This is a genomic window from Kitasatospora sp. NPDC091207, assembly GCF_044768625.1.
In the GTDB taxonomy this organism is placed as follows: domain Bacteria; phylum Actinomycetota; class Actinomycetes; order Streptomycetales; family Streptomycetaceae; genus Kitasatospora.
The window spans coordinates 187207-212983 of sequence record NZ_JBIVVS010000004.1; the positions used below are offsets into that span (position 1 = coordinate 187207).

Below are 25777 nucleotides of genomic sequence, written 5' to 3' on the forward strand. Positions count from 1 at the left end.
CTCCCGGCCCGGCCGCGTCCCGGGGCGTGGCCGGGCCGGCGGGTCAGCCGTCGGCGGAGTGCCGGCAGGCCGGAGACCATCACCCGCAGGGCCCGGCCCGGTTCGGCGAGGGTGCAGTCGACGCGTGGTGGCACGGTGGGGTGCACGGTTCGTTCGACCAGGCCGTTGCGCTCCAGCATCCGCAGGTCCTGGGTGAGCATCTTGTGGCTGACGCCCTCCACCTCGCTTGCACCAGATCACGGCGCTGTGGAAGCGGGTGCCGCGGGACCGGCCGAGCACGCACCTCACCTGGGAAGACGTGCCCCGACCTTCGGGTTGGGAATCGCTTCTGATTCCTGGCCCGCGCGCGAACGCGGCCGTGGACGGTCGAAGTACGCGTCAGTCGACCGGAAGACCCACCGCCAGGGTCAGTTCGAGGACCCGGTGTGGCGATGCGAGATCCGGAAACAGCTCCCGCAGCTGCGACATCCGGTACCGGACTGTCTGGGGATGAACGAACAACGCCGCCGCCACCTCGTCCCGCCTGCCCTGGTGCAGCAGCCACGCTCGCAACGTCTCCTCCAACCGCCGTGCGGTCGCGACAGGCAAGGCCCGCAACGGTGCGAGGGCTCGGGCACGCAGGTCTGCGAACGCGTCCATGTCGGCGCTCAGCACCAGCTCGGGCAGGTGGGCCTCGGTGTCGCGAATATCGGAGGAGAGGGAGCGCGCGCGTACGGCTCGTGCGTACGAGGCGGAGGCACGAGTCCACGGCCGGGCCGGGCCGACCACGGCTGTGCGGTCGGCCAGCTGCCGCAGGAGATGCGATCGGTCGGCATCGGGGACGAGCAGCACACCGGTGGCGTCCGGCAGATCGTCGAGGACGAGGGTGCCCGGGTCGAGCGCGCGGTAGGCAGGCCGGGCCTGGGCGGCGGGCAGCAGGACCGCGGTCAGCGAAGTCGGAGGCTGCCACCCGGCCCGTTGAACAGAGGCCAGCAGCACGTCCGGGCTCGCGTCGGCGAGGAGGTCGCGGGCCAGGTGTTCCAGGTGGCGTTCGCGGGCCCTGCCCCGGGCCGCCAGTTCGTCGGCGTGGCCCGCGGCGCTCGCGGCGGAGAGCTCGTCGATGTAGGCGAAGGTCAGCTCGGCGAACTTGGCGACCTCGGCCGCGGGCAGACCTACGGGTACGGCACCCGCTGCCAGGCATCGCCAGGCCACCCGGGCGCCGACGCGGTAGGCGCTGAGCAGGGCGTCCATCGAACGGCCGTCGCGCACCTCGCCGCGACCCAGCTCGTAGGCTGCGTCACCGGCGTCACCGCCCGTGGCATTCCCGCTCGCGAGGTCCAGGTAGTGCCCCAGGGCGGTGCGGACGGCTCGGCGGATGGTGCCGCCCATGCGGCCCGAAAGGGCGTTCGCGTAGGGAGGGACCTCGTCGATGATCGCCTGGACGACCTCGTCGGCGGTGGCCGTCAGCGCGGCCCGAAGCGCGGCGACCGTCGTCTCATCCAGGACCAGCTCGCTGGCCCTCCGGATTGCTTGGCTCACGCTTTTGTTCCCTGCGAACAATTCGGTCGACCAGATTCACGTCCTACGGTCAGGACTTTACACCCTGAGGCGCAGCAAGCTGGAGTCATGACGAGTGCAGCCCTCCGCAGCAGGGCGTGGAAACTGCTGGAGATGGTCACGACGCCGCTGCTGCCGTCGGACTACCTCGACCTGATCAGCCCGCTGCGTGCGGGCGCCGACCTGCGCGGGCGCATCGAGGCCGTGCACCCCGAGACCGGTGACGCGGCGACCGTCGTGATCAGGCCGGGACGGGGCTGGCGCGGCCACACGGCCGGTCAGTACGTGCGGATCGGGGTCGACGTCGACGGGAGGCGCCTGTGGCGTGCCTACTCCATCACCTCACCGACGAACCGCCAGGACGGCCGCATCACGATCACCGTGAAGGCGATCCCGGACGGCAAGGTCAGCAACCACCTGGTCCGCAGGGCGACACCGGGCACGCTGGTCCAGCTCGACCAGCCCACCGGCGACTTCGTGCTGCCGCCTGCCAAGCCCGCCAAAGTGCTCTACCTGACGGCCGGCAGCGGCATCACGCCGGCGATGGGCATGCTGCGCGACATCGAGTTGGATGACGTCGCCATGGTCCACTGTGCGCCGCAGCCCCAAGACGTGATCTTCCGCAACGAGCTGCACGGCCTGGTCGCGGACAAGAGGCTGCGCCTCACCGAGGTGCACACCGCCACGGACGGCAAGCTCGACATCGCCCGTCTCGGCGAACTCGTACCCGACTGGGCCGAGCGCGAGACCTGGGCCTGCGGGCCCGCGGGCCTGCTCGACGCCGCGGAGGAGCACTGGACCGAGCACGGCGTCCGAGAGCGCCTGCACACCGAACGCTTCCGACCCCGCATCGTCGTCGCCGGCGACGGCGGCGAGGTCACGTTCAGTGCCACCGGCACGACAGTCGACGCGGACGGCGCCACGCCGTTGCTGGACATCGGCGAGGAAGCCGGCGTGCTCATGCCCTCCGGGTGCCGCATGGGCATCTGCTTCGGCTGCGTCACGCCGCTCAAGGCGGGCGCCGTCCGCGACCTGCGCACCGGCGAGATCACCGAGGCCGAGCCGGGCGTCCTCATTCAAACCTGCGTGTCCGCCGCGGCGGGCCCCTGCGACATCGAACGGTAGGCGCACCTTGACCGCCATCGACCCCACCGCCCACCTGACCGCGGAGCAGATCGAGGAGCTCGGCCGCGAGCTGGACGCGATCCGCGACGCGGTGATCGCCGACCGCGGCGAGAAGGACGCCGCCTACATCCGTAGGGTCATCTCGGCGCAGCGCAAGCTAGAGCTGGCCAGCAGGGGCGTGCTGCTGTTCTCGATCTTCCCGCCCGCGTGGCTGCTCGGCACCGCCGGCCTGTCCGTGGCGAAGATCATGGACAACATGGAGATCGGCCACAACGTCCTGCACGGCCAGTGGGACTGGATGCGAGACCCGAAGATCCACTCCACCACCTGGGAGTGGGATCACGTCTCGCCGTCAGAGCAGTGGAAGCACTCGCACAACGAGCTGCACCACACGTACACCAATGTGATCGGCAAGGACAACGACCTCGGCTACGGCATCATGCGCGTCGACGAGGACCAGAAGTGGCACCCGTTCCACCTCGGCCAGCCGCTGTGGAACTTCATCAACGCCTGCTTCTTCGAGTACGGCATCGCAGCGTACGACCTGGAGCTCGGCAAGAACCTGCACAAGCACCGCCGCAAGAACCCGGAGTTCCGCGCGCGGGCCAAGGCCGTGGGCCGCAAGATCCGCAAGCAGGTGCTCAAGGACTACGTGATCCACCCACTGCTGTCAGGCCCGTCGTTCCTCACCACACTCGCCGCCACGTTCACCGCGAACCTGGTCCGCAACATCTGGTCACACTCGGTGATCATGTGCGGGCACTTCCCCGAGGGCGTCAAGGTCTTCGAGCGCCGGTCGATCAAGGGCGAGACGCGCGGCCAGTGGTACCTGCGCCAGATGATGGGCTCGGCGAACATCAGCGGCAGCAGGGCCATGCACTTCATGACCGGCAACCTGTCGCACCAGATCGAGCACCACCTGTTCCCGGACCTGCCGAGCAACCGGTACGCGGAGGTCGCGGTGAAGGTGCGCGCGCTGTTCGAAAAGTACGAGCTGGAGTACGTCACCGGGTCGCTGCCCAGGCAGGTGTTCTCCGCGTGGCACAAGGTCTTCCGGCTCTCGCTGCCGACCAGGAAGCCCAGGGTCACGACGCCGCACCGCAAGCAGGAGCTCGTCGCTTCCTGATGTCCGAAGTTCCACCCTGCGGCATGGACACTCTTCCATCCGTGCCGGGGGGGGCGACCTCGCGGGTGGCGGGGTCGAGCGCGGTGGCCAGATGGCGCCGGCCCTCCTCCCTCCTGCGGTTGACCGCGCTGGCCTGCGGGGCGTACCGGCTCACCAACCGGCACAGCGGAAAGGCGCTGGACAACGCCAACATCGGCACGGACGGCAACCCGGTCATCCCGTGGACCGTCGACATCGGCTCCCCGCAGCAGTGGAACATGACCGAGATCGGCTGAGCCCGCACGCCGGTGAACCGCGCCTGTCAGGATCCGGGTGCGGATCCTGACAGGCGCAGCCGGTCACGCCGGTATCAGCTGTCATGACCCCGGGGTTCGTCGAGCCGCGATCGTGTGGGCGCCCCGGCCTCCACCGGCACGTGCGACGCCGTCGCCTGCACCACCGTCGATGGCCCGGCGGCCGTCGCCTCAGGCTGCGTGCCGGTGCGGTGCGGACGCCGCACCGGCCGGGCCCCGTACCCTCCGATGGGTCAGCGCGGGTGCCGGGCGCTCGCCCCGGGCATAGCGTGGCCCGCGGCGCCGCGTCCACCCGGCAGTGCGCGGGGCCGCAACACGGCTCTTGGGAGGTCAGTTCATGCGCGCGGTGACCTACGACTCGTACGCCCCCGACAACTCCCGGCTGCGGTACGGCGAGGTGCCCGACCCGAAGGTCGGCCCCGGCCAGGTGCTGATCCAAGTCCGGGGCGCCTCCGTCAACCCGGTCGACTGGAAGGTCATGGCGGGCGGCCTGGACGGGATGATGGACACGGTCTTCCCCGTGGTCCCCGGTTGGGACGTGGCCGGCGTGGTCACCGCGGTCGGACCCGACACCCCTGAGTTCGCGCCCGGGGACGAGGTGATGGCCTACGCCCGCAAGGACGTGGTGCAGGCCGGTACCTTCGCCGAGTACGTCTCGGTCGCCGCACCGTCAGTGGCGCGCAAGCCCGCCGCGCTCGACTGGGCGCAAGCGGCCGGGCTACCGCTGGCCGGACTCACCGCGCTGCGTTGCCTCGACCGGCTCGCGGTCGGCCCCGCCGACGTGCTCCTGGTGCACGGCGCCGCGGGCGGCGTGGGCAGCCTGGCGGTCCAGCTCGGCCGCGACCGCGGCGCCCGGGTGATCGGCACCGCCTCGGAGCGCAACCACGCCTTCGTCCGCGAGCTGGGTGCCGAACCGGTGGACTACCGGGACACCCTGGCCGAGCGGGTGCGCGCGCTGGCACCCGACGGCGTCTCGGCCGTGGCGGACTTCGTCGGCGGCCAGCTGGAAACGACACTGGCCGTGCTCGCCGACGGCGGGCGCCACGTCTCCATCGCCGATCCGACCGTCGAGCAGCACGGCGGCCACTGGATCTGGGTCCGCCCGGACGGCGCCAAGCTCGCCGAACTGGCGGCGGTGGTCGACCGGGGCGCACTGACCGTCGAAGTCGCACGGACCTTCCCGCTGGAGGGGACGGGCGAGGCCTTCGACGCCAGCCGGACCGGCCACACCCGCGGAAAGCTGGTCGTCGTGCCGTGACCTGCCGCCCCCTGTGTCCGGGAGCGGCCACTCCTGCACTCCTCCCGCCGACCGGACCGACGAGGTCGCGGTCGTCGTCGGCGACGGGGTCGCAGCGGTGACCGTCCCGCTGCTGGAGGCGTTCCACGAACACGGCCTGGAGACGTACCGTCAGCTGTTCGGCGCAGTACTGGACCGGCTCTTCCCGGACCCGGTGGTCCGGGCCGGCGGGCCGGTCCACCTGGAGACCACCGTGCAGCGCACCGCCACGGGCACCGTGGTGCACCTGGTCAGCTTCGTCCCGGCCCGTGAGACCCCGGTTCTGGACCTCGTGCACGACCCGTTCGCGCTGCTCGACGTCCCCGTCGCCGTCCGGCTCGCCACCGCGCCGCGCTCGGTGCGGCTGCAGCCCGCGCGGCAGGACCTGGCCTGGCAGCACGACGGCGAGTACGTCCACGTGCGGGTCACCACCCCGGACGGGCACGCGATGGTCGTGGTCGAGCGCGACTGACACGGTGACGGCCCCGGGACGCTCCCCGGGCCGCCAGCCGACGGACAGCAGGGTCGGGTCCGCCATGATCCGGCGGATCGTGGTCTGCGCCGCGCCCAGCACGGGTCCGCGCCGCCCCAGGGCTGACGAGCGCAGCGCCTCCGGGGCCCAGGGCCGGACGGTGACCCGGTCGGTGAGTTCGGCACGGACGGACGGCAGCAGCCACGCGGCCAGTTCGGCGTAGGTGCCGCCGAGGACGAGGCCGTCCGGGCCCATGAGGTCGACGGCGGAGGTGAGGGCGAGGCCCAGGACACGGCCGGCGCGGTCCAGGGCCGCCAGGGTCGGCGGGTGCCCGGCACCGGCCCGCTCGGCCAGCAGGGCGACCGGGTCGCCGGCCTCCGCGGGTCCGGCCGGACCCGGGCCGTGCTGCGCGAGACGTGCCCGGCGCGCCACCCGTACGGTTCAGCGCCGCCGGGCAACCTGCGTTCAGTCGGGCGGTTCCTGGGGGCGAGACCCGGGCTCCTGCGGGGCGGGGTCGCCCGGGCGGGGTGGGGCGGTCCGCTCGGGCGGCGGGGTGGGCGGGCCGGGCGGTGCCGGCGGGTCCGGAGGTTGTGGCGGTTCGACCGGCTTCGGCGGGCCCGGGGGTGACGGAGGTGCGGGTGGCGGCACGGGGGTGACGTCCGGGTCGGGCGGAATGGGAACGGATCCCATGATCACGGTCTCCTATCGGCCGAGTGCGTGCTCGAGCTGCTTCTTGTTCATCTTCGAGCGGCCGTGGATGTTGCGCTTCTTCGCCTCGTTGTACAGCTGCTCCTTCGTCGGGCCCTGGGATCCGCTGTGGGAGCGCAGGCCGCCGCGTCGGGAAGAGGAGATGTCCTTGACCGAGCTACGGCTGGCGGTCTTCGACTCGCCGTGCCGTGCCCGTTCCTTGTTCACCGTGCGGGCTGCGATCTCCTTGGCCCGCTTCTCACTCTCACCGCGCTCCTGCGCACTCTCCTTGATGTGCTCGTACTGGCGTTCCCGCTTGGGAGTTGATCTGCGAGGCATGTCACTCACTCCTCCTCATGTGGGTGCGGGCGCCTGCGCCCCGCATCGGTGGGACGAACCCGGCGCGAGCCCGGGGCAAACCCGACCTCACCCGTACGGCCGCCCGCCGTGCACCGCTGGCGAGAGCGCCCAGGCGGTGGGCGGCTGCCTGTTGGAGGCTGCGAGCTCGCGCCTTGTCGTCGAAGCGGCCGTGGGCTCCGAAGTCCCGCCACGAATCCACGGGTTGGAAGAGGTTGTCCGGGTCGCTGGTGCGCCGCCGCCGGCCCGTCTGCTGGGAGGCGAAGCCGGTGCGGGCCAGGTAGCGGTCCAGCAGGCCCGGAACGAGGGTGTTCGCGATCAGGGTGGCCACCGTGCTGGCGCCGACCCAGTACTCGCGCCGCCCGGGGTGGTCGGCCGCGTACAGGACGGCGCGGGCGGCGACCTCGGGCTGGTAGATCGGTGGCACCGGCTGGGCGCGCCGGGGCAGGCGGGAGCGGACCCAGTCGAACTGCGGTGTGTTCACGGCCGGCATCTGCACCATCGTGGTGCGCACCTTGGTGCCGGAGGCGAGCAGTTCGCAGCGCAGCGCCTCGTTGAAGCCCTGGATGGCGTGCTTGGCGCCGCTGTAGGCGCTCTGCAGCGGGATGCCGCGGTAGGCGATCGCCGAGCCGACCTGCACGATCACCCCCGCGTCGCGCGGCAGCATGCGGCGTAGCGCCGCACCGGTGGCGTACACGTAGCCGAGGTAGCTGACCTCGGTGACCCGCCGGAACTCCTCGGGGGTGATTTCGACAAAGGGAGCGAAGACGGAGGCGAACGCGTCGTTGACCCACACGTCGATCGGGCCGAGCTCCTGCTCGACCCGCTCGGCGGCGACCTCCACCGCCTGCGGGTCGGCGACGTCCATCTCGATGGCGATCACCTTCGCGGCACCGGCCTGCTCCGCCTCGCGCACCGCCCCCGCCAAGCCGGCACGGCCGCGGGCGATCAACGCGAGCCGGTCCCCACGGGTGGCGAACGCTACTGCGCAGGCGCGTCCGATGCCGCCGCTGGCCCCGGTGACCACCACGGTCCGGACGGTCGGCTGGTGAGGTGTCATACGGGGCGGGTTCCCGCGATCGGCGGCCGGAAACGGGCGTGGCGGCCGTGCAGTCGGCGCGGGCGGGCCGTAGCGTCGAAGACCGGCGAACACGACCCGAGCGAGGAGGCGGACGATGCCGGCCGCAGCGCTGTTCGACGTCGACGGGACGCTGCTCGACACGAACTACTGGCACACCGTGGCCTGGGCGCAAGCCCTGGCCCAGTTCGGTCACAACCCGGCGATGGCGCGCATCCATGGCGCGATCGGCATGGGCGGCGACCAGCTCCTGGACCATTTGCTCGGCGAGGGACGCGACCGCGCCCAGGACGAGGCGATCAGCACGGCGCACCAGGCGCTGTTCGCCCGGTTCTGGCCCGGCCTGCGGGCCTTCGACGGGGCCGGCGACTTGCTGCGGGCTCTCAAGCGCCGCGGCTGGACGGTCGTTCTTGCCTCCTCCGCCTCCTCCCGGGACCTCGCGGTGATGCGGCGCGCCCTGGACGCGGACGACGCGATCGACGCCGCTACCTGCGCCGACGACGTGGACGCCAGCAAGCCCGCCCCCGACCTCGTCCATGCCGCCCTGGCCAAGGCCGGTGTCGGACCCGACCAGGCGGTATTCATCGGCGACACCCCGTGGGACGTGCAGGCCGCGGCCCAGGCCGAGGTGCCGTGCATCGCGGTCCTGTCCGGCGGCTTCGGCGAGCGCGCCCTTCGCGCGGCCGGGGCGCTGGAGATCCACGCCGACGTCACCGAGCTTCTCACCGGCCTGGACAGCAGCGTCCTCGCAGACCCGGCAGGCCACGCGCCCGAGGCCCACTAGGCCCGTCTCGGAGCGGCCCCACCAGTCGTTCGACGCCTGCCCGGAAGCCGTTCCACGGTACAAGCCATCGGACGCAGGATGCAGGCCTTCGAGCCCAGGCACCGCGGATGAATCCGTCGACGGTCCGGCGGCGCACCGCCACGATCCGGCCGTTCCTCACCGCACGCCGCCTCCGCTACCAGCCCCCAGTTCCTGGGCCGAGGGCCGGGTGGCCGGCTCGGGGGGCCTGCGGTGTCAGTCGCTGGGCTGGCCGACCTGAGCGTCGGGCAGTGCGCGTGCGACATCGGCCTGGGCGACGAGCAGATCAGGCGGTGGCCGTCGATGACGGGCCTCGGCGGACGTTGTGGATGGCCATGGTGTGAAGGATCTCGTCGGCACCGACCGTGACGGCTTCGCCCTGGCCGCGTTTGCAGACGATGGTGGCGGACGGGTCTTTGCCCACCGTCGCAGCCTCGGCCGCCAAGGGCGATGGCCGGCCCCACCAGCCCCAGGCTATGCTCCGGGCCACGCGACTACGATGGACGAGCATTCCGCAGCAATTGGCGGTGCCCCACCCCGGAGACAGGCCGCCCGGAGTGCGAAGAACGGTGAGGAGAGTGCCCCTCATGGCCCCCCCATCCGGCGCTACGGCATCACGCTTCCTGGCACCCCCGGCCGCCACGGGCCGCCCACCGTGCTCGTGGTGCACTTGACCGGCGATCTCACCGCGGAAGGACTGCCCGTGTACGCGGACGAATCGGGCGCGTTCCGTGTGCAGATCGGCGACGACCGCGTCGCGCAGCCGCTCGCGGGAGCGGACAGTCCTGCCGGCGGAGCCGTGCCGTGGCAGTGTCTGCATGCCGAGCCGCTGCCCTGATGAGTCCCCCCCGGGGGGCTCTCTTCAAGGCGGGCTACGGTGTCGGCGGCTTGGCACTGCCGTACTCCTCCAGCACGTCGAGCACCTCCCGCAGCGCCAACTCCACATCCGCGCCGCCGGGACCCTTGGCCCGCGCGTAGCGAAAACCACCGTCGTGCCAGAACAGCGCCCGCAGCGTCCACTCGGACAGCGACAGCACGAGGCTCTCGTCAGTCTCCCGCGCGACGTGCCACCCGAACATGCGGGCTGTGGCGTCCAAATAGAACGCGTCGTGACTCAGGGGAAGTCCGTGGTCGGCCATAGGCTTGATGCTCGCTTCCCCGCCGCCCGCACGCCACCCAGCGAAGGGACCACTTCCGATCCCGCCGATCGGGCAGAACCCAGCAGCCTGCCGTGTCCGAACACCGCTCAGACGGTAGCCCGTGCCTTCACACGGGTGAGCCCCCGAGTACGCAGGCTACTCGGCCTGACCGGGGCAGCCGACATACCAGGACCCGGACCGTCGCTGGCGCTCGTCCCGCGTCACCGGCTTTGACGTCAAGCCGGCCGCCGCCGCACGCCGGCTGGGCTGTCCGCGCCGGGCGGCCGCCGGACTGGCGGCCGCAGGCAGGGAATGCGCTCTGACGTGCGAGAGGCGGCCACGAGAGGGTCCATACCGTAACCGGTGACGTCGTATCCGGACGCCGTAAGGATCTCCGACAAGGCCAGCGTCAGCGCGCCGCGCAGACCCCGGAACTCGCTGCCGGCTCCAATGTCCGCCGCGGCCGCGTCACGGCCGCTATGGGCGCCCGGCCCGGCGATCTCGTTCCCCGGCCGCCACCCCACCAGACTCGGCCAGCCGCCGCGCGACCGAGCTGCGCCGCCTGGCCCGCGATGTGGAGCAGGACCGCGACGACCTCGTACGAATCATGAACACCCTCGCGGTGCCCGTGCGCCACTACCGCACCTGGCTCGGCCTGGCGGGTGAACGTATCGCGCGCCTCAAGCCCAACGGAACCCTGGCGCGGCGCTCTCCGCTGAGCGACCTGATCGAGCTGGAAGCGATGCGCACCGGCGTCGAGGGCAAGACCGCGCAGTGGCAGGCGCTGCGCGCCATTGCCGACAACGACCCCCGCCTTGACCCGGACGACCTGGACCGGCTCATCCGGCGTGCGGCTGAGCAAACACGCACGCTGACCGCCTGGCACCAGGCGGTCAGCGCCGAGGCCCTCACCGGCAGAGGCACCACGTCCGGCGGGGGCAGCAGCTCGCCGTCGCCCCTGTGAGCTGATTCCGCCGGATCGGCGTTTCGCTTCGCGGTGGGGTGGCTGAGTGGATTGTCGTAGCGGGGGCAGACGCGTTTCCGACATCAGCTGTCCGGCCGCGCGGAGGCTACCGGCGATGGTTCCTCTCTTCTTGTCCTGCTGCCGGCTCTGAGTGCCGCGTTCGGCGCCGCGAACTGTCGCCGTCGGACGGGCAGGGACCCGGCTCGCGGTGCAGAGTCGGAGCAAATGCCGAGCGCGGCGCTGCCCGCGCCCGGCCCGATGTCGAGGAGTTCGTTGTGACCGCTGGCTCGTCCTTCCGACCGTCCACGTTGCCGCCGTGGCCTGTGCGGCTGCCACGCCAGCCTGATCCGCGCAGGGCGGACAGGAAGGACAGCCGATGAGTACCGACGAGGTGGTGGCCGGTGCGCTGAGCGGCTTGGGCGAGCCTTCGAACCTGGGAGCCGAGGCGGAGCAGCACCGCCGGTGCATCGGGGAGGAGTTCACCCGGATGGCGCTCTGCGGCGAGCTGGACCTGCCGCTGCCCGGTGGCGGCCGGACCCGTACCCGGTGGGAGGCACTGACCCGGTGGGCGCAGTGGGATCTGTCCCTGGCCCGGCTCGCCGAGGGGCACGCGGACGCCGTCGCGATTCTCGCCGAGATCGTCGCCGAGGGCACGGACGACCTGCCGACAGGCGGGGACGGGGCCCGTTGGGGGGTGTGGGCAGCCGAGCCGCCCGGCTACACGTTGGAGGCCCGCAGGGTGCCGGGCGGGTGGCGGCTGTTCGGGGTGAAGCCGTTCTGCTCGGGCGCCCGGGTGTGCACGCACGCGCTGGTGACCGCGCGGGAGGGGGATCGGCGGCTCCTGTTCGCCCTCGAGGTCGCACAGCCCGGCGTCGAACCGCTGCCGGGTAGCTGGCCCGGGCCGGGTATGTCGGGCAGCGACACCCTGGACGTCAACCTCGACGGAGTCTGGGCCGTCCCGGTCGGCGAGCCGGGTGCCTATCTGGAGCGTCCCGGGTTCCATCACGGAGGGATCGGCGTCGCCGCGTGCTGGTACGGCGGTGCGCGCGCGGTCGCCCTTACGCTGCTGTCCGCCTCGCGCACGTGGGACCTGGACGCGCACGCGCTGGCGCACCTCGGTGCCGTCGACGCCCGTCTGGCCACCATCGAATCTTTGCTGGACGGCTCCGCTGCTGCCGTGGACGCCGACCCCCTCGACACGGACGGCAGGGCGCGCCTGCGCACGATGCGGATGCGTGCCGCCGTCGAGGACGCCGCCGGCGAGGTCCTGGTCCGGGTCGGCCGGGCACTGGGCGCCGCGCCGCTGGGACACGACGCCGTCCATGCGCGCGCCGTCGCGGACCTGACCGTCTATCTGCGCCAGCATCACGCCGAGCGGGACCTCGCCGCTCTCGGCAGGGCCGCCTCCGCCACCCGCCTGGACTGGGAGGACAAGTGACAAGTCGCCAGGCCCAGCCCCTCTCCACCGTTGAGCCGAAATCGCCCCCGGACGACCCGATCCGGGTGCCCGGTACCCCCGAACAGGACTGGCAGGACTGGCCCGGGCTTCACCGCCTTCCCGTCATCGACCCGCTCGCCTGCCTGCCGACCGCGCGAGGCCGCGCTGCGCGGGTCCTGGTCGTGGCGGCCCATCCCGACGACGAGGTCCTCGGCTTCGGCGGCACGATCGCCGCCCTCGCGGCCGGCGACATCCGGCTGCGCCTGGTGTCGGTCACCGACGGGGAGGCTTCACACCCGCACAGCCGCACTCCGGTGGCCCGCGACCTGGGGGCTGTCCGCACCCGGGAGCTGCGTCAGGCGCTGGGCCGGCTGGGCGCCGACGTGCAGAGCGTGGCGCTGGGCGTGCCCGACGGCCGGGTCGTGCGGCACGAACAGGAGCTGACCGGCGAGCTGGCCGAGCTGCTGCGCGACTGCGACCTGTGCGTGGCACCGTTCAGCGGGGACCTGCACCCGGACCACGAGGCGGCCGGCCGGGCCGCCCTGGCAGCCGGGGCGGCACGGGGCGTGCCGGTGTGGGAGTACCCGGTGTGGGCCTGGCACTGGGCCGCGCCCGGCGATCCGCGACTGCCCTGGCACCGCGCGGCCCGCATCCCGCTGCCGCCCACCGCCCGGGCCCGCAAGCACGCGGCGCTGGAGTGCTTCCGCAGTCAGACAGAGCCGCTCGGCGACCGGCCGGCGGATGCGGCGATCCTGCCGCCCGACGAACTCGCCCATTTCCGGCGGGACTTCGAGGTGATCTGGCGATGACCGCGTCCCGACCCGGCGCTGTGGGCGAGGCGACGGGCACGCCAGGGGGCTATTTCGCCCGCATGTACGCCGACCACGACGATCCATGGCGACTCGCCGACCGCTGGTACGAGCAGCGCAAGTACGCCCTCACCCTCGCGGCTCTGCCCAGAGCCGGCTACCGCAGCGCCTTCGAGCCCGGCTGCTCGGTCGGCGTCCTGTCCTCCCTGCTCGCCGACCGCTGCCGGGCCCTGCTCTCCTGCGACCGGGAGGAACGCCCCCTCGCGCGGGCCCGCGCCCGCCTGGCGCACCTGCCGCACGTGCGGGTCGAGCACCGCCTGCTGCCCGACGACTGGCCGCAGGAGAGCTTCGACCTCGTCGTCCTGTCGGAACTCCTGTACTACTTCGACGCCGTCGAGGCCGTCGACCTGCTGGACCGCACGGTGCGGTCGCTGGAGCCGGGGGGAACCCTGGAACTCGTCCACTGGCGCCACCCGGTGGCCGACCATGCCCGCAGTGCCGAGGCCGTCCACCAGCAGGCCGGCGGCCATCCGGCCCTGGTACGGATCGCCTCGCACACCGAGCCGGACTTCCTCCTGGACGTGTTCACCCGCCCCGAGCGGCCCGGCACCCCGGCGGCAAGCCTGTCGGTCGCCGCCGCCGAAGGGCTGACGTGATCCACGCCCTCGCCGTGATCGTGCCGGCCCGCGACGAACAGGAACTGCTCGCCGGCTGCCTGGACGCGTTGCACCGGGCGGCCCGGCATCCGCACGTGCGGGACCTGCCGAGCCGGGTGGTCGTGGTGGCCGACGCCTGCACGGACGGCACCGCGGCCATCGCCCGCCGACACGGCGCCGAGCTGCTGGAACTGACCGCGGGCAACGTCGGGACCGCCCGTGCGGCCGGCAGCCGCCACGCCCTGGACCTCACCCTCAGCTCCTGCCCGGGCCTCACCCTCGACAGCATGTGGCTGGCCCACACCGACGCGGATTCCCGCGTCCCGGCCGACTGGCTGGCCCGCCAACTGGCCGACGCGGACGGTGGTTGGCACGCCGTCGTGGGCACCGTCCACGTCGCTGACTGGACCGGCCACCCGGAAGGCACCGGTGCTGCTTTCCGGCGGCACTACCAGCAGGAGAGGTTCGTCGGCGGGCATCGGCACGTCCACGGCGCGAATCTCGCCGTGCGGGCCGACGCCTACCGCTCGGCCGGCGGCTTTGAGTCGCTGCCCGTTGGCGAGGACCGGGCCCTGGTCGCCGCCCTGGAAGCCGGCGGCTACCACGTCAAGCGCACCGACCGCAGCCCCGTCCTCACCTCGGCGCGGCGCGATCCACGCGCCCGCGGCGGATTCGGTGACTATCTGCGCGATCTCGACGCCTTGGCCGGTTGACAGCCCCAGGTTTGTCGACAGCGGATCGCACGGGGTAACCGGTACGCCTTCCGGCTCAATCCGGCCAGCGCGGCTGCGGGGCAGCGGGCAGCGTGGTTCCCATGGGAACCATCATGACCCGTATCACCGACGCCGCACGGTCGGACGGTGACGACGGTATCGGCGTCCGGGCGCTGAAGGTGCTCGACGCCGTGGCTGGGGCCGAGGAACTCGACGCGGTCACCGAGCCGCTGAAGCGTGTCGTCCAGGGCCTTCCGCTGGGGCGGCTGCGCGGCGTGCTGCACGGCCGCCCCCTGGGGCACCCGCTGCACCCCGCGCTGGTCCAAGTTCCGGTCGGTGCCTGGCTGTCCGCAGGCGTCCTCGACCTGGTGCCCGGCTCGGAACGCGCCGCACGCCTGCTCGTCGCGATCGGCGTCGTCACCGCCGCCCCCACGGCGTGGACGGGCTGGGTCGACTGGGCCGAGCAGCACGAGCAGCAGATGCGTACCGGTCTGCTGCACGCGGTGTCGATCGCGGCCGCGGTGGGTCTGTACGGTGCGTCGTGGGCGGCCCGCTCGCAGGGCCGTAACGGGCTGGGACGCGTGCTCGGCTTCGCCGGACTGACCGCGGTCGCGACCGGTGCGGCGATCGGCGGCCACCTCGCCTACCGGCAGGGCGCCGGCGCGAACAAGGCAGAACCCGTCCCCCACCTCGTCGAGCCCGGCTGGCACGACCTCGGCCGCGCGGACGAGTTCACGCTCGGCGAGGCGGCGCGCCGGATGGTCGGCGAGGTGCCGGTGCTGGTCGTGCGGCAGGCCGACGACGCGTTCCGGGTTCTGGCCGACCGGTGCAGCCACTTCTCCGGCCCCCTCTCACAGGGCGAGGTCGCCGACGGCTGTGTGACGTGCCCCTGGCACGGCAGCGTCTTCCGGCTCTCGGACGGCTGGAACGTCGGAGGGCCGGCGACCGCCCCGCAACCGTGCTTCGCCACCCGCACCGACAGCGCCGGCAACCTTCAAGTGCGCCTGCCCGACGCCGGCTGAATGCGCCGGGCCGCCACCGAGGCGGCTGTGGTGCTAACCGGTGGTGCCGGACGCATACCGGTGTCACGGCTCCTGGTGCCGGGAAGGCGTGTCGCACCGTTTTCTCCAACTCTTGGGAGCACACCGTGGCAGGCGACGACTTCGTGATCGACGTGAGCCGGATCCGGGACGAGGCCCGGCAGAAGATGGCCGAAGGCGCCGTGACGAGCACCTACGGCCTCGACACCGAAAAGGTGATCGCTGTGCTGAACGACGTGGTCGCCACGGAGGTCGTGTGCTGGCTGCGCTACACCCGGCACGCGATCTCCGCCACCGGCATCGACCGTGCTCAGGTGGCGGCGGAGTTCACCGAGCACGCCGCCGAGGAGATGCAGCACGCCCTGCGGGCTGCCGAGCGGATCGCCCAGCTCGGCGGTCAACCGGACTTCGACCCCGCCACCCTCGCCCGGCGCGCCCACACCGACTACACCGCGCCGGACGAGAAGGATCTGAAGGCGATGCTGGAGCACAACCTGCTGGCCGAGCGGATCGTCATCTCCACCTACCAGGAGATCGCCCGCTGGCTCGGCGACCACGACCCCACCACCCGCCGCCTCATCGAGTCCATCCTCGAAGAAGAGGAAGAACACGCCGACGACCTCACCGACCTTCTCGCCGTCTGACCCGGACAGGTCGACCACCGTCGCAGGATTGGCCGGGCGGTCAGTGGACAGACGCACAAGCAGCCGCCCGGCCACGGCAACCCGCAGGAGGAGACCGAGATGGTGAAGATCCTCTACAAACCCCTCGGGCTCCTCTTCGGATCCCTCGGCGGCCTGATCGCGGGCGCCGTCTTCAAGCGCCTGTGGGCCCTGCTCGGGCACGAGGACGACGCGCCCCAGGCCACCGATCAGGGACGCACCTGGAAAGCGGTGCTGACCGCCGCCGCCCTGCAAGGAGCGGTCTTCGCCCTCGTCAAGGCCGCGGTCGACCGCAGCGGAGCCGTCGGCACGCGCCGCCTGACCGGCAGCTGGCCCGACTGACCTCGCCACCCGCCCGGCCTGCGGCCGACACAGGAAGGCAGCCCATTGAACGAGTTCGACCGTGACCAGGCCCAACGGAAGTCCAAGAACCTGTCGCATCTCAAGGACGACGTCGACGAGAAGAACACCGAGCACATCGAACGTATCAGGCAGCACGAGGACGAGATCCGCCAGCACGACCCCGCGCACGGTGCCGCCGAGCAGCCGCAGAGGTCCCAGTCCGACTGATCCGGGTGGCCACCGAAAAGGGGACGGCGCCCGCCAGGTGGGCGGAGAAGGTCTCCCTGTCGGCTGGACCGGCGCGTGAGGTGAACCGCGCGCTGGCGGCTGCCGGCCGCACCGTGGCGGCGGCGGAATCTCTCACCAGTGGCGGGTTGTGCGAGGCACTGGGCGACGCACCCGGCGCCGCCGCCACGTTCGTCGGCCGCGTCGTCGCCTACTCCACCGACCTCAAGGAGCGGCTCCTCGGCGTGGACGGCGCCCTCCTCGAGCGGGTCGGCGCGATCCATCCGGAAGTCGCCCGCCAGATGGCGCAGGGCATCCGGACGATCACCCGGGCGACCTACGGCGTGGCCACCACCGGTGTCGCGGGGCCCGCCCCCAGGACGGGCAGGACGTGGGGACCGTCTTCGTCGCCGTCGCCACACCCCACACCACCACCGCCATCCGCGCCCGCCCGAGCACCCCCGACCGCAGCGGGATCCAGCACGCAGCCGTCCTCGCCGCCCTTCAGCTGTTGCACGACCAACTACGCCCACCCAGGTAACGCACGCCCTCGCTGAGCGGGTCCGGCGCCGATCCCCCGGGGCCGGGGCTACCCGGGACCGGCGAGCGGATCGAGCACGCCGTCATCGCGCTGCTCAGCTCCTGACCAGGTATCAGTGTGGCGCCGGGATCGTCACCGAACCCCGGCGCACCTGCTGTGCCGCAGGTCAGCGTTGAAGGGCCGGCAGGACCAGTTCGCGGTAGGCGTCGAAGAACACCTCCTGGTCCGGGCCGACCTGTCCGACGTACACCTCGTCGAAGCCGGCCCGCGCGTAGGCGCGCACCGTCTCGACGTGCTCTTCCACATCGTCGCCGCAGGTGACGGCGTCGGCGATCATGTCGCGGGTGACCAGCTCGCCGGCCTGCTCGAAGTGGGCCGGGGTCGGCAGGATCTGTGCCAGCTCGCCGGGCAGCAGCTCGGTGGGCCACAGGCGGTGTACGACGTCGACGGCCTTGTCCCGGTTGCTGCTCCAGCACACCTTCACCCCGCCGACCACCTTCTTGCCGACGCCGCCGCCGTCCCGGAATGCGGTCACCAGGTCCGCGTCCGGGGTCATGGTGACGAACCCGTCCCCGATCCGCCCGGCCAACTCCGCGGCCTTCGGGCCGAATCCGGACACGAGGATCGGGAGCGGCTGCTCCGGCGCGGTGTACAGGCGCGCGTTGTCGACGGTGTAGTGCCGGCCGCGGTGACTGACCTGCTGTCCGGTGAACAGCGCCCGCATCACCTCGACCGCCTCTTCCAGCATCTCGGCCCGCGCCTCGAAAGAGGGCCACCGGTCGCCGTGGATGTGCTCGTTCAACGCCTCCCCGGAGCCGACGCCCAGGGCGAACCGGCCGTCGAGCAGGACGCTGGAGGTCGCTGCGGCCTGCGCGGTGACCGCCGGATGCAGCCGTACCGTGGGGCAGGTCACCAGCGTGGTGACGGGCAGGCTCACGGCCTGCGACAGCGCGCCGATCATCGACCACACGAACGCGCTGTTGCCCTGCGCCTCGTTCCACGGGTGGAAGTGGTCGGAGATGGCCAGGCGGGTGAAGCCCGCCTGCTGCGCCCGACGGGCCTGGTCGATCAGCTCCGCCGGGGTGAACTCCTCACAGGACAGGAAGTAGCCGTACTCGGTCATCGGATCCCGCTCCTTCGCATAATGTTCTGCCCCCGCTCGTCAGGCGACTACCCCCGGCAGCGCCGGACACCACGCTAAGCGGAAGATCCATCGAGCGGTCCCTGACAACGCCGCCCGCCGGTGCGCTCCACCGCGAACGGGTGATGCGGACGGAGACCGGCGGGCGGACAGGACAGCACCTGGCGGCTCGGCTCCCGCGAGTCAGCGGTGGGGGAACCGGTGCTGTTCGACGAGGTGGACGAAGGCGTCCCAGAACGACGTCCCGGCCGTCTGCCCCGGGCCGCAGACGGCGACTCCGGCGATCCGGTCCGGCTCGCCGGCCTCCGCGGCCTGCAGGAGCGCGGTGCCGGAGCCGAGCACGGCCATGGGTTTGCCGTGCCGCAGTGCCTCGGTGACGAAGCGGACGGCGTCCGGGTCGGTGACGAGCGCCTGGTCGGCGCCGTCCGGCACCAGCACAGCGTCGTAGAGCACCGAGGCGGTGGTGGGCAACGCGCGGTCCACCGGCAGACTCTCGCCATCGCGGGTGGCCAGCTCTCCGCCCCGTGCTGCCAGGGTCTCCACCGTGGCGCCCTCGGCGCCCAACCGCTCGTGGGCGGAGCGCACCTGAGCGGCGTCCGCCCCCGGCCCAGCCAGGACAGCGACCTTGCGGGTGCGGATACCGGCGGCACCCAGGTTGTCCAGGCTCAGCGCCGGGGACAGGCGCGGCCCGGCAGCCTCGTCTCCGTCCTCGCCCGAGCCAGGGTCCACAGGCTCCGCGTCCGGTTCCGGCAGGCCCACGTGCCGCGCGACGTCCGCGGCCAGGCCGGCATCGACGTGGACCAGGTTGGCCACCATCCGCTGCCGCACCTCCTGGTCGGCCACCTTGCCCAGCTCGAAGGCGAACGCCGCGACGATGTGCTGCTGCTCCCAGTCGGCCATGCTGCGCCAGAACATCGAGGCCTGGCTGTAGTGGTCGGCGAAACTGGGGCTGCGTCGGCGGATCGCCGCGCCGTCGATCCGCTCCTGGTAGTGCTCGAAGACCCCCTCGGGCAGTCGGCCGCCGCCCATGGCGGCCGGGCAGCCGCCGCCGACCGAAGCGGGCGCGTAGCTGGTACCAGAGTGGATCACCTGCTGGCCGTAGCCGTCGCGCTGGTTGTTGCGCACATCGACGAGGGGCCGGTTGACCGGCAGCTGGGAGAAGTTGGGGCCGCCCAGGCGGATCAGCTGGGTGTCCAGGTAGGAGAAGTTGCGGCCCTGCAGAAGCGGGTCGTTGGTGAAGTCGATACCCGGGACGATATTCGCGGTGTGGAAGGCGACCTGCTCGGTCTCGGCGAAGAAGTTCTCCGGGTTGCGGTTCAGCACCATCCGCCCCACCGGCCGCACCGGCACGAGTTCCTCCGGTACCAGCTTCGTCGGGTCCAGCAGGTCGAACGGGAACGCGAACTCGTCTTCCTCCGGGATCAGCTGGACGCCCAGTTCCCACTCCGGGTATTCGCCGGCCTCGATCGCCTCCCACAGGTCGCGGCGGTGGAAGTCGGGGTCGCGTCCGGCGGTGATCTGGGCCTCGTCCCAGACCTGGCAGGCGACGCCGAGCTTCGGCTTCCAGTGGAACTTGACGAAGGTTCCGCGCCCGTCGGCGTTCACGAGGCGGAAGGTGTGCACGCCGAAGCCCTGCATCATCCGGAAGCTGCGCGGGATCGCCCGGTCGGACATCGCCCACATCAGCATGTGGGTGGACTCCGGCTGGAGCGAGCAGAAGTCCCAGAACGTGTCGTGGGCGGAGCCGCCGGTGGGGATCTCGTTGTGAGGTTCCATCTTCACCGCGTGCACGAAGTCGGGGAACTTGATCGCGTCCTGGATGAAGAACACCGGCATGTTGTTGCCGACCAGGTCGTAGTTGCCGTGCCGGGTGTAGAACTTGGTGGCGAATCCGCGTACGTCACGCACGGTGTCGGCCGAGCCGCGCGGGCCCTGCACGGTCGAGAACCGCACGAACACCGGGGTTCGGTGCCCCGCCTCCTGGAGGAAGTCCGCGCAGGTGAACTCGGCCAGCGACTCGTACGGTTCGAAGAAGCCGTACGCGCCCGCGCCGCGGGCGTGCACCACCCGCTCGGGGATGCGCTCGTGGTCGAAGCGGGTGAGCTTCTCCCGCAGCTGGAAGTCCTCCAGCAGCGTGGGGCCGCGCTCGCCGGTGGTCAGGGAGTTGTCGGTGTCGTCGACACGCACCCCCTGGTCGGTGGTGAGCGGACCGTCCGGGCCGGGTGCCCTGAAGGCGTCCAGTGCGGTGTCCTTGGCATCGCGCTCGTCCCGAGCGGGAGGGCCCGGGTCGGGTGTCTCGGTGACCAGGGGCGCATGGGGGCGTCCTTCGGGCGGTCCGGGATTGATGGTCATCTCCACGCTCTCCGTCCTTCGAGGGGTACCGGGCAGGCCGTGGCCCCCGCGGTATGGTCGCGGCTGCCCACCGGGTGGGATCGGAAACCGGCTCGCCCGGATCGGAGCCCAGAGGCGCCTCCGCGAGCCCGCAGCCCGAAAGCGCGTCCGCAGCCCCACATCCCCGGACCTCAGCATGTTCGACGCCGGGCGCTGGCCAACCGGCCGCCCGCAGCCCGCCGCCCAGTCCCCGGCGACGCCGAGGCCATCGTGGACCTCGACGTTGCCGGGGACTGCGTTCCAGAGCGGGGGCCGCCTGGGCGGTGCGGCCGTCGAGCATCGGCGGGCCACCGGTCGGCCGGCTGTCAGCCGTGCCGCATGTCGTCCGGGTCGATGACCGAGGAGGCCGGATCACCCTGGGAGCCCAGTTGGGTGTCGTCGGGCGGCGGCGGAGCGCCTTCGGCGGTCATCCGCGACTGTGGGGTCTCCCGCACGGGGGCGTCCCCGGTAACCGGGCCCGCTGCATCGCCCGGGGTGACGCGCCCACGCCAGGCGCCGCTCTCCTGGCCCCGCTCCTCGATGAAGCCCTTGAAGCGCTTGAGGTCACCCTTCACCTGCCGGTCGAGAACGCCGAGCATGGCACCCGCCTTCTCGGTCACGCCTTGGGGATCGAACTCCATGGCCAGGATGACGCGGGTGTGGGCGTCGTCCAGTGACTCGAAGCTGACGACGCCCTTCTGCTGCACGTCGCCGCTCACGGTGCGCCACGCGATCCGCGTGTCCGGGAGCTGGTCAATGATCTCGGTGTCGAACTCGCGGCGGGCGCCGGCCACCTTGGTCGTCCAGTGGCAGTGCCGGTCGTCGGTCTGGCGGACCTCCTCCACGCCGGCCATGAAGCGGGGGAAGTCCTCGAACTGCGTCCACTGGTTGTAGGCGCGGTGCAGCGGGACGTCGACGTCAATGGATTCCTTCACGGTGCTCATTGAGATTTCCTCCTGAAGGATTCAGTCCGGATATTTTCGTCACCGGTCGGGCGCCTTCCCGGTGTCCCCCGTCGTAATCGCCCGAAGCGGGTCGCGGGCAGCGCGTCAGGCTGCGTGCCGCGCGGCGGGTCGGGAGGGCGCGGGAGCGAGGAGTTCGAGGCGTTCGTCTTCGGTGAGGCCGCCCCACACCCCGTAGGGCTCCCGAACCTCCAGAGCGTGCTCACGGCAAGCGTCGGCCACCGGGCAGCGAGCACATACCTGTTTCGCGGCTTCCTCGCGGCTGTCGTGGGCTTGGCCGCGCTCCCCGGAGGGGTGGAAGAAGAGGTCGGTGCCGAGGTGCCGGCACGCCGCTCGCAGCTGCCAGTTCCAGTGGTGTTCGAAGGCGCCGGGCAGGCGTGAGATGTCGGTCATCGGATTCCTCTCTTGATAGGCAGGAGGGGCCTCGCGGTCAGGAGTCGTCCTGGAGTCGGCCGCAGCACAACTGCAGCAGGTCGGCGCCGGCGCTGAGGGCGGTAGTGATCACGCGCGCGGCGGCGGGGGCGAAGAAGTGGGCCACGGTCAAGGCGGTGGCGGTCCACAGGCCGGCGCAGTAGGGGCAGGTGGCCAGGTCGCCCACGGCGTGGCGCATGCCGGTGCCGCGCACGTCCTCCTCCAGCTCTGCAGGTTCCTGCGGTACCGCGGTAGCGGGTGAACGGGGCCCGCAGGGGGCTGGTGACCGGGTCCTTGGTCAGCATCCGCGCCAGTTGGTGGGTGGCGCCGGCGAGCATCACGACCGCGAAGGGCCCCAGGCGCGGCAGCGGGCGCCGGGCGGCGCACGCAGCCCCAGCGATCCCCGCGACAACGCTCGTGTACGTGCCCAGCAAGGCGAGGTAGCCGGCCAGTGGCCGCTCCTCCTCGCCCTGGTAGGCGTCCTGCTGAGCGGTGGCTGCGCGCCGGGCCCAGCGGATCGGACGGGTCGGCTTCACGGTCGACTCCTGCCTTCTGCGGGTGGAACGGCGGTTCAGAACTGGGCAGGCCGCGCCAGCCGGGCGGCGGCTTCGAGCATCAGGGCGTGGACGAAGGCCTGGGGCAGGTTGCCGCGCAGCTGGCGCTGGGCGACGTCGAACTCCTCCGCGTAAAGGCCGGGCGGTCCGCAGGCGGCGCGGTTGCGTTCGAACCAGCGCACCGCCTCCACCTCGTTGTGCTGCTGGTGCTCGGCCAGGGCCATCACGAATCCGCACAGCAGGAACGCGCCTTCGGCGGCTTCGAGGGGCCGCTGGTCATGGCGGAACCGGTAGACGTAGTGGTCCCGAGCAAGGTCGGCGCGCACCGCGTGCAGGGTGGCGGTGGTGCGGGGATCCTCTGCGGGAAGGGCGCCGCGGATGGCGGGCAGCAACAGGGCCGCGTCCACCCCCGCCTGGTTCGGGGAGCGCTGCCACCGGCCTGTGGGGTGCAGGCAGTCGGCGGAGGTTTCGGCGACGATCGCGTCCGCCAGCGCCTCCCAGCCGCCGGCGCGCCCAGTGTCGGTGCGGGGGGCTGCGGCGGCGATCGCGCGCAGGCCGGCGGCGCAGGTGAGACGGCTGTGTGCCCAGCGGTCGTCGTGCAGTTCCCAGATCCCGGCGTCCGGCTCGCGGTGCCGGGTGGCGATCACGTCGGCGGCGGTGAGCGCGGCCTGCCAGCCGTCCGCGTCGAGGCGGTCGTGGCGGGCGGCTGCCGCAAGGAGCAGCAGGCTCTCCCCGAACACGTCCAGCTGGAACTGGCGGTTGACGTGGTTGCCGACCACGTCGAAGCCGCCGGGGTAGCCGGGCAGGTCGAGGGTGCGCCGGTCGGGCACTGGCGCACCGGTGGCGGTGTAGGCGGGAGCGAGCGCCGGGCCGTGTTCGAGCAGGCGGGCGGTGACGAAGCGTGTGGAGTCGTTCAGCAGCTGGTGCGGTCCGGCGGCCGCGACGGCTTGGCCGATGTAGGCCTGGTCGCGGATCCACACGTACCGGTAGTCGTAGTCGCGGCCCTGCTCGGCCCGCTCCGGCAGGCTCGTGGTGGCCGCGGCCACCGTGCCGCCGCCGGGGCCGGTCAGGCCGGCCAGGACCGCGTAGGCGTGCCGGGCGTCCCGTTGCCCGATCGTTCCCGCGAGGGCGGGCACACGCGTCTCCCAGGCCGCCTCGGTGCTCCGCCACAGCACATCGGCCGGCTCCGGTCGCGGCAGCGGGCGGTCGGAGATCTCCAGGACCAGGTCGTGGCCGGCCCCGGATTCCAGCCGCACGGTGGTGTGCAGCCCCGCGTCGCTGCTGCGTGCGTCCGGTGCGCCGCTCCAGCGCAGGTACAGCTCCCCGGCCCGGGCCGTCCACCGTCCCTGGCCGTCCTGACGCACCTGGCACAGCCGGTGGGCGCCGAAGCCTGCTGCCGGTCGCAGGTCCACATCGAGGTGGGCGTCACCGTCGACGGCCAGGATCCGGCGCAGCACCGCCGCCCGGTGCGGGTCGCCGGGGTGGGCGAGGGCTTCGCGGCATTCGACGAGGCCGCCGGTGGTGGTCCAGCGGCTGCGCCAGATGAGGCTGCCGCTCTCGTAGTAGCCGCCCCAGACGAACGGTTCGGTGGGGGTGACGGTGTACCAGCCGGGGCCGCCGATGAGGGCGGAGAATACGGCGTCGCTGTCCCAGGTGGGTGCGCACATCCACACGATGTCGCCGCGCGGTCCGACCAGGGCGCCGCGCTCGCCGTCCGCGAGCAGGGCGTAGTCGCGCAGGGCGTGGGGGGCGGGCGGGTCATCGGTGAAGGCGGTCAACGTCTCATCTCCTCGATGCGGGGCCACGTGTCCGCGGGCGGGATGGCGCCCGGCGGTTGCTGTCGTGGGTGGGCCGGCCCTCCTCAGGCGTGGACACGGACGTGCTCCGCCACCTCGGACCGGATCGTCAGGCCGAGGCCGGGCTCCCCGCTCCGGCCCGGGCGCACGGATCCGCCGACCGGCCTGAGGGTTCCCTCGAACAGGAGGTTCTCGATCCGGACGTGGTCGTGGAACCACTCGAGGTGGCGCAGGTTGGGGATCGCGGCGGCCGCGTGGGCGTGGATGTGCGGGGCGCAGTGCCCGGACAGCTGGAGACCGTGCGCCTGCGCGAGGGCGGCGGCGCGCAGCCAGACCGTGATGCCGCCGCAGCGGGTGGCGTCTGCCTGCAGGCAGTCGACGGCCGGGGCCATGCGGGCGAGGTAGGGCAGGTCGTAGCCGTACTCGCCGGCCGCGACGTCGGCGGTGAGGGCGTCGCGGACGAGGGCGAGGCCGGTGAGGTCGTCGGAGGAGACTGGCTCCTCGAACCAGCTCACACCCAGGCCGGCCAGCGTCCGTCCGACGCGGACGGCCTGCTTGCGGGTGTAGGCGCCGTTCGCGTCGACGTACAGCTCGGCGTCGTCGCCGACCAGACGGCGGGCCTGCTCGGTGCGCTCCAGATCGCGCCGCTCCTCGGTGCCCCAGCTCTCACCGATCTTGATCTTGAAGTGGGTAAAGCCCTGCTCGGCCCAGCCTTCGAGCTGCTCGGCGAGTTGCCGCTCGGTGTAGGTCGTGAAGCCGCCGCTGCCGTACACGGGGACCTCGCCCCGGGCGGCGCCGAGCAGGTCGATGAGCGGGAGGTCGAGCAAGCGGCCCTTGAGGTCCCACAGGGCAATGTCGACGGCCGAGATCGCGCCGGCGACCAGGCCGGGCCGGCCGGCGTTGCGCACCGCGCGGCTCATCGCCTCGTTCGCGGCCGGGACGTCGAACGCCGGGCGGCCGACAACCGTGTCCCGGAGTTGTCCGGTGATCACGTGGGCGGTGGCGGGTGCGCCGTAGGTCCAGCCCACGCCGGTGGTACTGCCGCAGCGCGCGTGGACCAGGACCATGGTGGTGGAGTCCCAGGCGAGTGTGCCGTCGGCCTCCGGGGTGTCAGTGGGGAAGTTGAGGACCTGCACCTGCAGTTCCTCGACGATCGGGGCGGTGGCAGCGGTCATGACGCCGCGTCAGCCAGTCGCTGGGCGAGGCCGGACCCGGGGCCGGTGCGGAGCCGGAAGCCGACCGGCTCGCGGACTGCTTCGCGC

27 protein-coding genes and 4 pseudogenes are annotated in these 25777 nt (G+C 72.3%); 17 read left to right on the top strand and 14 right to left on the bottom strand.

Annotated elements, in window-relative coordinates; translation table 11 throughout:
• Positions 1 to 65: 65 nt before the first annotated feature.
• Together ACIQTO_RS10530 and ACIQTO_RS10535 are read right to left on the bottom strand one after the other, a co-directional pair.
• Positions 66 to 227, bottom strand: a pseudogene (locus ACIQTO_RS10530) (winged helix-turn-helix transcriptional regulator); the annotation flags it as partial.
• A 151-nt stretch (positions 228 to 378) separates the two neighbouring features.
• A complete protein-coding gene (locus tag ACIQTO_RS10535) occupies positions 379 to 1518 on the bottom strand; it encodes a PucR family transcriptional regulator (protein ID WP_402385686.1) in 1140 nt (379 codons plus the stop codon).
• Between the two features lie 87 nt (positions 1519 to 1605).
• On the opposite strand from ACIQTO_RS10535, the gene ACIQTO_RS10540 reads away from it, so the two are divergent.
• From ACIQTO_RS10540 to ACIQTO_RS10560, 5 genes are all read left to right on the top strand, one after another.
• Positions 1606 to 2661 carry a ferredoxin reductase gene (locus ACIQTO_RS10540; protein ID WP_402385689.1) on the top strand — a complete coding sequence of 352 codons (1056 nt, stop codon included), beginning with the start codon at positions 1606 to 1608 and terminating at the stop codon, positions 2659 to 2661.
• Positions 2662 to 2668: 7 nt separating this feature from the next.
• The gene (locus tag ACIQTO_RS10545) at positions 2669 to 3787 is read left to right on the top strand and encodes a fatty acid desaturase family protein (RefSeq protein ID WP_402385692.1); all 1119 of its coding nucleotides are present in this window, start codon (positions 2669 to 2671) and stop codon (positions 3785 to 3787) included.
• A gap of 83 nt (positions 3788 to 3870) precedes the next feature.
• Positions 3871 to 4062 carry an RICIN domain-containing protein gene (locus ACIQTO_RS10550; protein WP_402385695.1) on the top strand — a complete coding sequence of 64 codons (192 nt, stop codon included), beginning with the start codon at positions 3871 to 3873 and terminating at the stop codon, positions 4060 to 4062.
• Positions 4063 to 4417: 355 nt separating this feature from the next.
• Positions 4418 to 5338: an NADP-dependent oxidoreductase gene (locus tag ACIQTO_RS10555; protein ID WP_402385697.1), complete on the top strand. Its 921-nt coding sequence runs from the start codon at positions 4418 to 4420 to the stop codon at positions 5336 to 5338.
• A 13-nt stretch (positions 5339 to 5351) separates the two neighbouring features.
• A complete protein-coding gene (locus ACIQTO_RS10560) occupies positions 5352 to 5828 on the top strand; it encodes a hypothetical protein (RefSeq protein WP_402385700.1) in 477 nt (158 codons plus the stop codon).
• Positions 5829 to 6530: 702 nt separating this feature from the next.
• Here ACIQTO_RS10560 and ACIQTO_RS10565 read toward each other — a convergent pair.
• A complete protein-coding gene (locus ACIQTO_RS10565; RefSeq protein WP_402385703.1) occupies positions 6531 to 6854 on the bottom strand; it encodes a plasmid stabilization protein in 324 nt (107 codons plus the stop codon).
• Position 6855: 1 nt separating this feature from the next.
• Positions 6856 to 7932, bottom strand: coding sequence for an SDR family oxidoreductase (locus ACIQTO_RS10570; RefSeq protein WP_402385706.1), 1077 nt, complete (start codon positions 7930 to 7932; stop codon positions 6856 to 6858).
• Positions 7933 to 8047: 115 nt separating this feature from the next.
• Between ACIQTO_RS10570 and ACIQTO_RS10575 the strand changes: the two genes are divergently transcribed.
• On the top strand, positions 8048 to 8734 hold the full coding sequence (locus tag ACIQTO_RS10575; RefSeq protein ID WP_402385707.1) for an HAD family hydrolase: 687 nt from the start codon (positions 8048 to 8050) through the stop codon (positions 8732 to 8734).
• 304 nt (positions 8735 to 9038) lie between these two features.
• Here the strand turns inward: ACIQTO_RS10575 and ACIQTO_RS10580 are convergent, their stop codons facing one another.
• Positions 9039 to 9176 carry a hypothetical protein gene (locus tag ACIQTO_RS10580; protein WP_402385710.1) on the bottom strand — a complete coding sequence of 46 codons (138 nt, stop codon included), beginning with the start codon at positions 9174 to 9176 and terminating at the stop codon, positions 9039 to 9041.
• 75 nt (positions 9177 to 9251) lie between these two features.
• Between ACIQTO_RS10580 and ACIQTO_RS10585 the strand changes: the two genes are divergently transcribed.
• Positions 9252 to 9590 (top strand): DUF6296 family protein, encoded by a 339-nt coding sequence (locus tag ACIQTO_RS10585; RefSeq protein WP_402385713.1) that lies wholly within the window; start codon positions 9252 to 9254, stop codon positions 9588 to 9590.
• A gap of 34 nt (positions 9591 to 9624) precedes the next feature.
• On the opposite strand, the gene ACIQTO_RS10590 is transcribed toward ACIQTO_RS10585, so the two are convergent.
• A complete protein-coding gene (locus tag ACIQTO_RS10590; RefSeq protein WP_402385715.1) occupies positions 9625 to 9891 on the bottom strand; it encodes a hypothetical protein in 267 nt (88 codons plus the stop codon).
• Positions 9892 to 10498: 607 nt separating this feature from the next.
• On the opposite strand from ACIQTO_RS10590, the gene ACIQTO_RS10595 reads away from it, so the two are divergent.
• From ACIQTO_RS10595 to ACIQTO_RS10640, 10 genes and pseudogenes are all read left to right on the top strand, one after another.
• Complete coding sequence (locus tag ACIQTO_RS10595; protein WP_402385718.1) at positions 10499 to 10855, top strand: hypothetical protein; 357 nt, start codon at positions 10499 to 10501, stop codon at positions 10853 to 10855.
• Between the two features lie 376 nt (positions 10856 to 11231).
• A complete protein-coding gene (locus tag ACIQTO_RS10600; RefSeq protein ID WP_402385721.1) occupies positions 11232 to 12293 on the top strand; it encodes an acyl-CoA dehydrogenase in 1062 nt (353 codons plus the stop codon).
• Positions 12290 to 13102, top strand: a complete 813-nt coding sequence (locus ACIQTO_RS10605) for a PIG-L deacetylase family protein (RefSeq protein WP_402385723.1) — start codon at positions 12290 to 12292, stop codon at positions 13100 to 13102. Before ACIQTO_RS10600 ends, ACIQTO_RS10605 begins: the two co-directional genes overlap by 4 nt.
• A gap of 62 nt (positions 13103 to 13164) precedes the next feature.
• Entirely contained in the window at positions 13165 to 13758 is a 594-nt protein-coding gene (locus tag ACIQTO_RS10610; protein WP_402385725.1) for an SAM-dependent methyltransferase, read from the top strand.
• Positions 13755 to 14471, top strand: a complete 717-nt coding sequence (locus ACIQTO_RS10615) for a glycosyltransferase (RefSeq protein WP_402385728.1) — start codon at positions 13755 to 13757, stop codon at positions 14469 to 14471. The genes ACIQTO_RS10610 and ACIQTO_RS10615 overlap by 4 nt, the downstream gene beginning before the upstream one ends.
• Before the next feature lie 101 nt (positions 14472 to 14572).
• The gene (locus ACIQTO_RS10620) at positions 14573 to 15493 is read left to right on the top strand and encodes a Rieske 2Fe-2S domain-containing protein (protein WP_402385731.1); all 921 of its coding nucleotides are present in this window, start codon (positions 14573 to 14575) and stop codon (positions 15491 to 15493) included.
• Between the two features lie 185 nt (positions 15494 to 15678).
• Complete coding sequence (locus tag ACIQTO_RS10625) at positions 15679 to 16155, top strand: ferritin-like domain-containing protein (RefSeq protein WP_402386286.1); 477 nt, start codon at positions 15679 to 15681, stop codon at positions 16153 to 16155.
• A gap of 99 nt (positions 16156 to 16254) precedes the next feature.
• Positions 16255 to 16515 carry a DUF4235 domain-containing protein gene (locus ACIQTO_RS10630; RefSeq protein ID WP_402385734.1) on the top strand — a complete coding sequence of 87 codons (261 nt, stop codon included), beginning with the start codon at positions 16255 to 16257 and terminating at the stop codon, positions 16513 to 16515.
• Between the two features lie 45 nt (positions 16516 to 16560).
• The gene (locus ACIQTO_RS10635) at positions 16561 to 16743 is read left to right on the top strand and encodes a hypothetical protein (RefSeq protein WP_402385737.1); all 183 of its coding nucleotides are present in this window, start codon (positions 16561 to 16563) and stop codon (positions 16741 to 16743) included.
• A 113-nt stretch (positions 16744 to 16856) separates the two neighbouring features.
• Positions 16857 to 17281: pseudogene (locus ACIQTO_RS10640) on the top strand (CinA family protein).
• Positions 17282 to 17447: 166 nt separating this feature from the next.
• Here the strand turns inward: ACIQTO_RS10640 and ACIQTO_RS10645 are convergent.
• The 8 genes and pseudogenes from ACIQTO_RS10645 to ACIQTO_RS10680 all read right to left on the bottom strand — a co-directional run bounded on the left by ACIQTO_RS10645 (position 17448) and on the right by ACIQTO_RS10680 (position 25690).
• A complete protein-coding gene (locus ACIQTO_RS10645; RefSeq protein WP_402385740.1) occupies positions 17448 to 18404 on the bottom strand; it encodes a TIGR03557 family F420-dependent LLM class oxidoreductase in 957 nt (318 codons plus the stop codon).
• Between the two features lie 201 nt (positions 18405 to 18605).
• Positions 18606 to 20774 (bottom strand): catalase, encoded by a 2169-nt coding sequence (locus ACIQTO_RS10650; RefSeq protein ID WP_402385743.1) that lies wholly within the window; start codon positions 20772 to 20774, stop codon positions 18606 to 18608.
• A 500-nt stretch (positions 20775 to 21274) separates the two neighbouring features.
• Positions 21275 to 21736, bottom strand: a pseudogene (locus ACIQTO_RS10655) (SRPBCC family protein); the annotation flags it as partial.
• 105 nt (positions 21737 to 21841) lie between these two features.
• On the bottom strand, positions 21842 to 22147 hold the full coding sequence (locus ACIQTO_RS10660) for a WhiB family transcriptional regulator (protein ID WP_402385746.1): 306 nt from the start codon (positions 22145 to 22147) through the stop codon (positions 21842 to 21844).
• A 37-nt stretch (positions 22148 to 22184) separates the two neighbouring features.
• Complete coding sequence (locus tag ACIQTO_RS10665) at positions 22185 to 22379, bottom strand: DUF1360 domain-containing protein (RefSeq protein ID WP_402385748.1); 195 nt, start codon at positions 22377 to 22379, stop codon at positions 22185 to 22187.
• Between the two features lie 67 nt (positions 22380 to 22446).
• A pseudogene (locus tag ACIQTO_RS10670) lies at positions 22447 to 22503 on the bottom strand (hypothetical protein); the annotation flags it as partial.
• Between the two features lie 233 nt (positions 22504 to 22736).
• Positions 22737 to 24497 carry a glycoside hydrolase family 15 protein gene (locus ACIQTO_RS10675; RefSeq protein WP_402385751.1) on the bottom strand — a complete coding sequence of 587 codons (1761 nt, stop codon included), beginning with the start codon at positions 24495 to 24497 and terminating at the stop codon, positions 22737 to 22739.
• Positions 24498 to 24580: 83 nt separating this feature from the next.
• Positions 24581 to 25690: an enolase C-terminal domain-like protein gene (locus tag ACIQTO_RS10680; protein ID WP_402385754.1), complete on the bottom strand. Its 1110-nt coding sequence runs from the start codon at positions 25688 to 25690 to the stop codon at positions 24581 to 24583.
• Positions 25691 to 25777 lie beyond the last annotated feature (87 nt).

Excerpts from the sequence above, each read along its gene's own strand:
- ACIQTO_RS10600 (WP_402385721.1), top strand. The coding sequence starts at position 11,232 with ATGAGTACCGACGAGGTGGTGGCCGGTGCGCTGAGCGGCTTGGGCGAG.
- ACIQTO_RS10610 (WP_402385725.1), top strand. The coding sequence starts at position 13,165 with ATGTACGCCGACCACGACGATCCATGGCGACTCGCCGACCGCTGGTAC.
- ACIQTO_RS10585 (WP_402385713.1), top strand. The coding sequence starts at position 9,252 with ATGGACGAGCATTCCGCAGCAATTGGCGGTGCCCCACCCCGGAGACAG.
- ACIQTO_RS10660 (WP_402385746.1), bottom strand. The coding sequence starts at position 22,147 with ATGACCGACATCTCACGCCTGCCCGGCGCCTTCGAACACCACTGGAAC.
- ACIQTO_RS10575 (WP_402385707.1), top strand. The coding sequence starts at position 8,048 with ATGCCGGCCGCAGCGCTGTTCGACGTCGACGGGACGCTGCTCGACACG.
- ACIQTO_RS10565 (WP_402385703.1), bottom strand. The coding sequence starts at position 6,854 with ATGCCTCGCAGATCAACTCCCAAGCGGGAACGCCAGTACGAGCACATC.
- ACIQTO_RS10590 (WP_402385715.1), bottom strand. The coding sequence starts at position 9,891 with ATGGCCGACCACGGACTTCCCCTGAGTCACGACGCGTTCTATTTGGAC.
- ACIQTO_RS10620 (WP_402385731.1), top strand. The coding sequence starts at position 14,573 with ATGGGAACCATCATGACCCGTATCACCGACGCCGCACGGTCGGACGGT.
- ACIQTO_RS10595 (WP_402385718.1), top strand. The coding sequence starts at position 10,499 with ATGAACACCCTCGCGGTGCCCGTGCGCCACTACCGCACCTGGCTCGGC.
- ACIQTO_RS10570 (WP_402385706.1), bottom strand. The coding sequence starts at position 7,932 with ATGACACCTCACCAGCCGACCGTCCGGACCGTGGTGGTCACCGGGGCC.
- ACIQTO_RS10555 (WP_402385697.1), top strand. The coding sequence starts at position 4,418 with ATGCGCGCGGTGACCTACGACTCGTACGCCCCCGACAACTCCCGGCTG.
- ACIQTO_RS10630 (WP_402385734.1), top strand. The coding sequence starts at position 16,255 with ATGGTGAAGATCCTCTACAAACCCCTCGGGCTCCTCTTCGGATCCCTC.
- ACIQTO_RS10625 (WP_402386286.1), top strand. The coding sequence starts at position 15,679 with ATGGCCGAAGGCGCCGTGACGAGCACCTACGGCCTCGACACCGAAAAG.
- ACIQTO_RS10650 (WP_402385743.1), bottom strand. The coding sequence starts at position 20,774 with ATGACCATCAATCCCGGACCGCCCGAAGGACGCCCCCATGCGCCCCTG.
- ACIQTO_RS10680 (WP_402385754.1), bottom strand. The coding sequence starts at position 25,690 with ATGACCGCTGCCACCGCCCCGATCGTCGAGGAACTGCAGGTGCAGGTC.
- ACIQTO_RS10540 (WP_402385689.1), top strand. The coding sequence starts at position 1,606 with ATGACGAGTGCAGCCCTCCGCAGCAGGGCGTGGAAACTGCTGGAGATG.
- ACIQTO_RS10645 (WP_402385740.1), bottom strand. The coding sequence starts at position 18,404 with ATGACCGAGTACGGCTACTTCCTGTCCTGTGAGGAGTTCACCCCGGCG.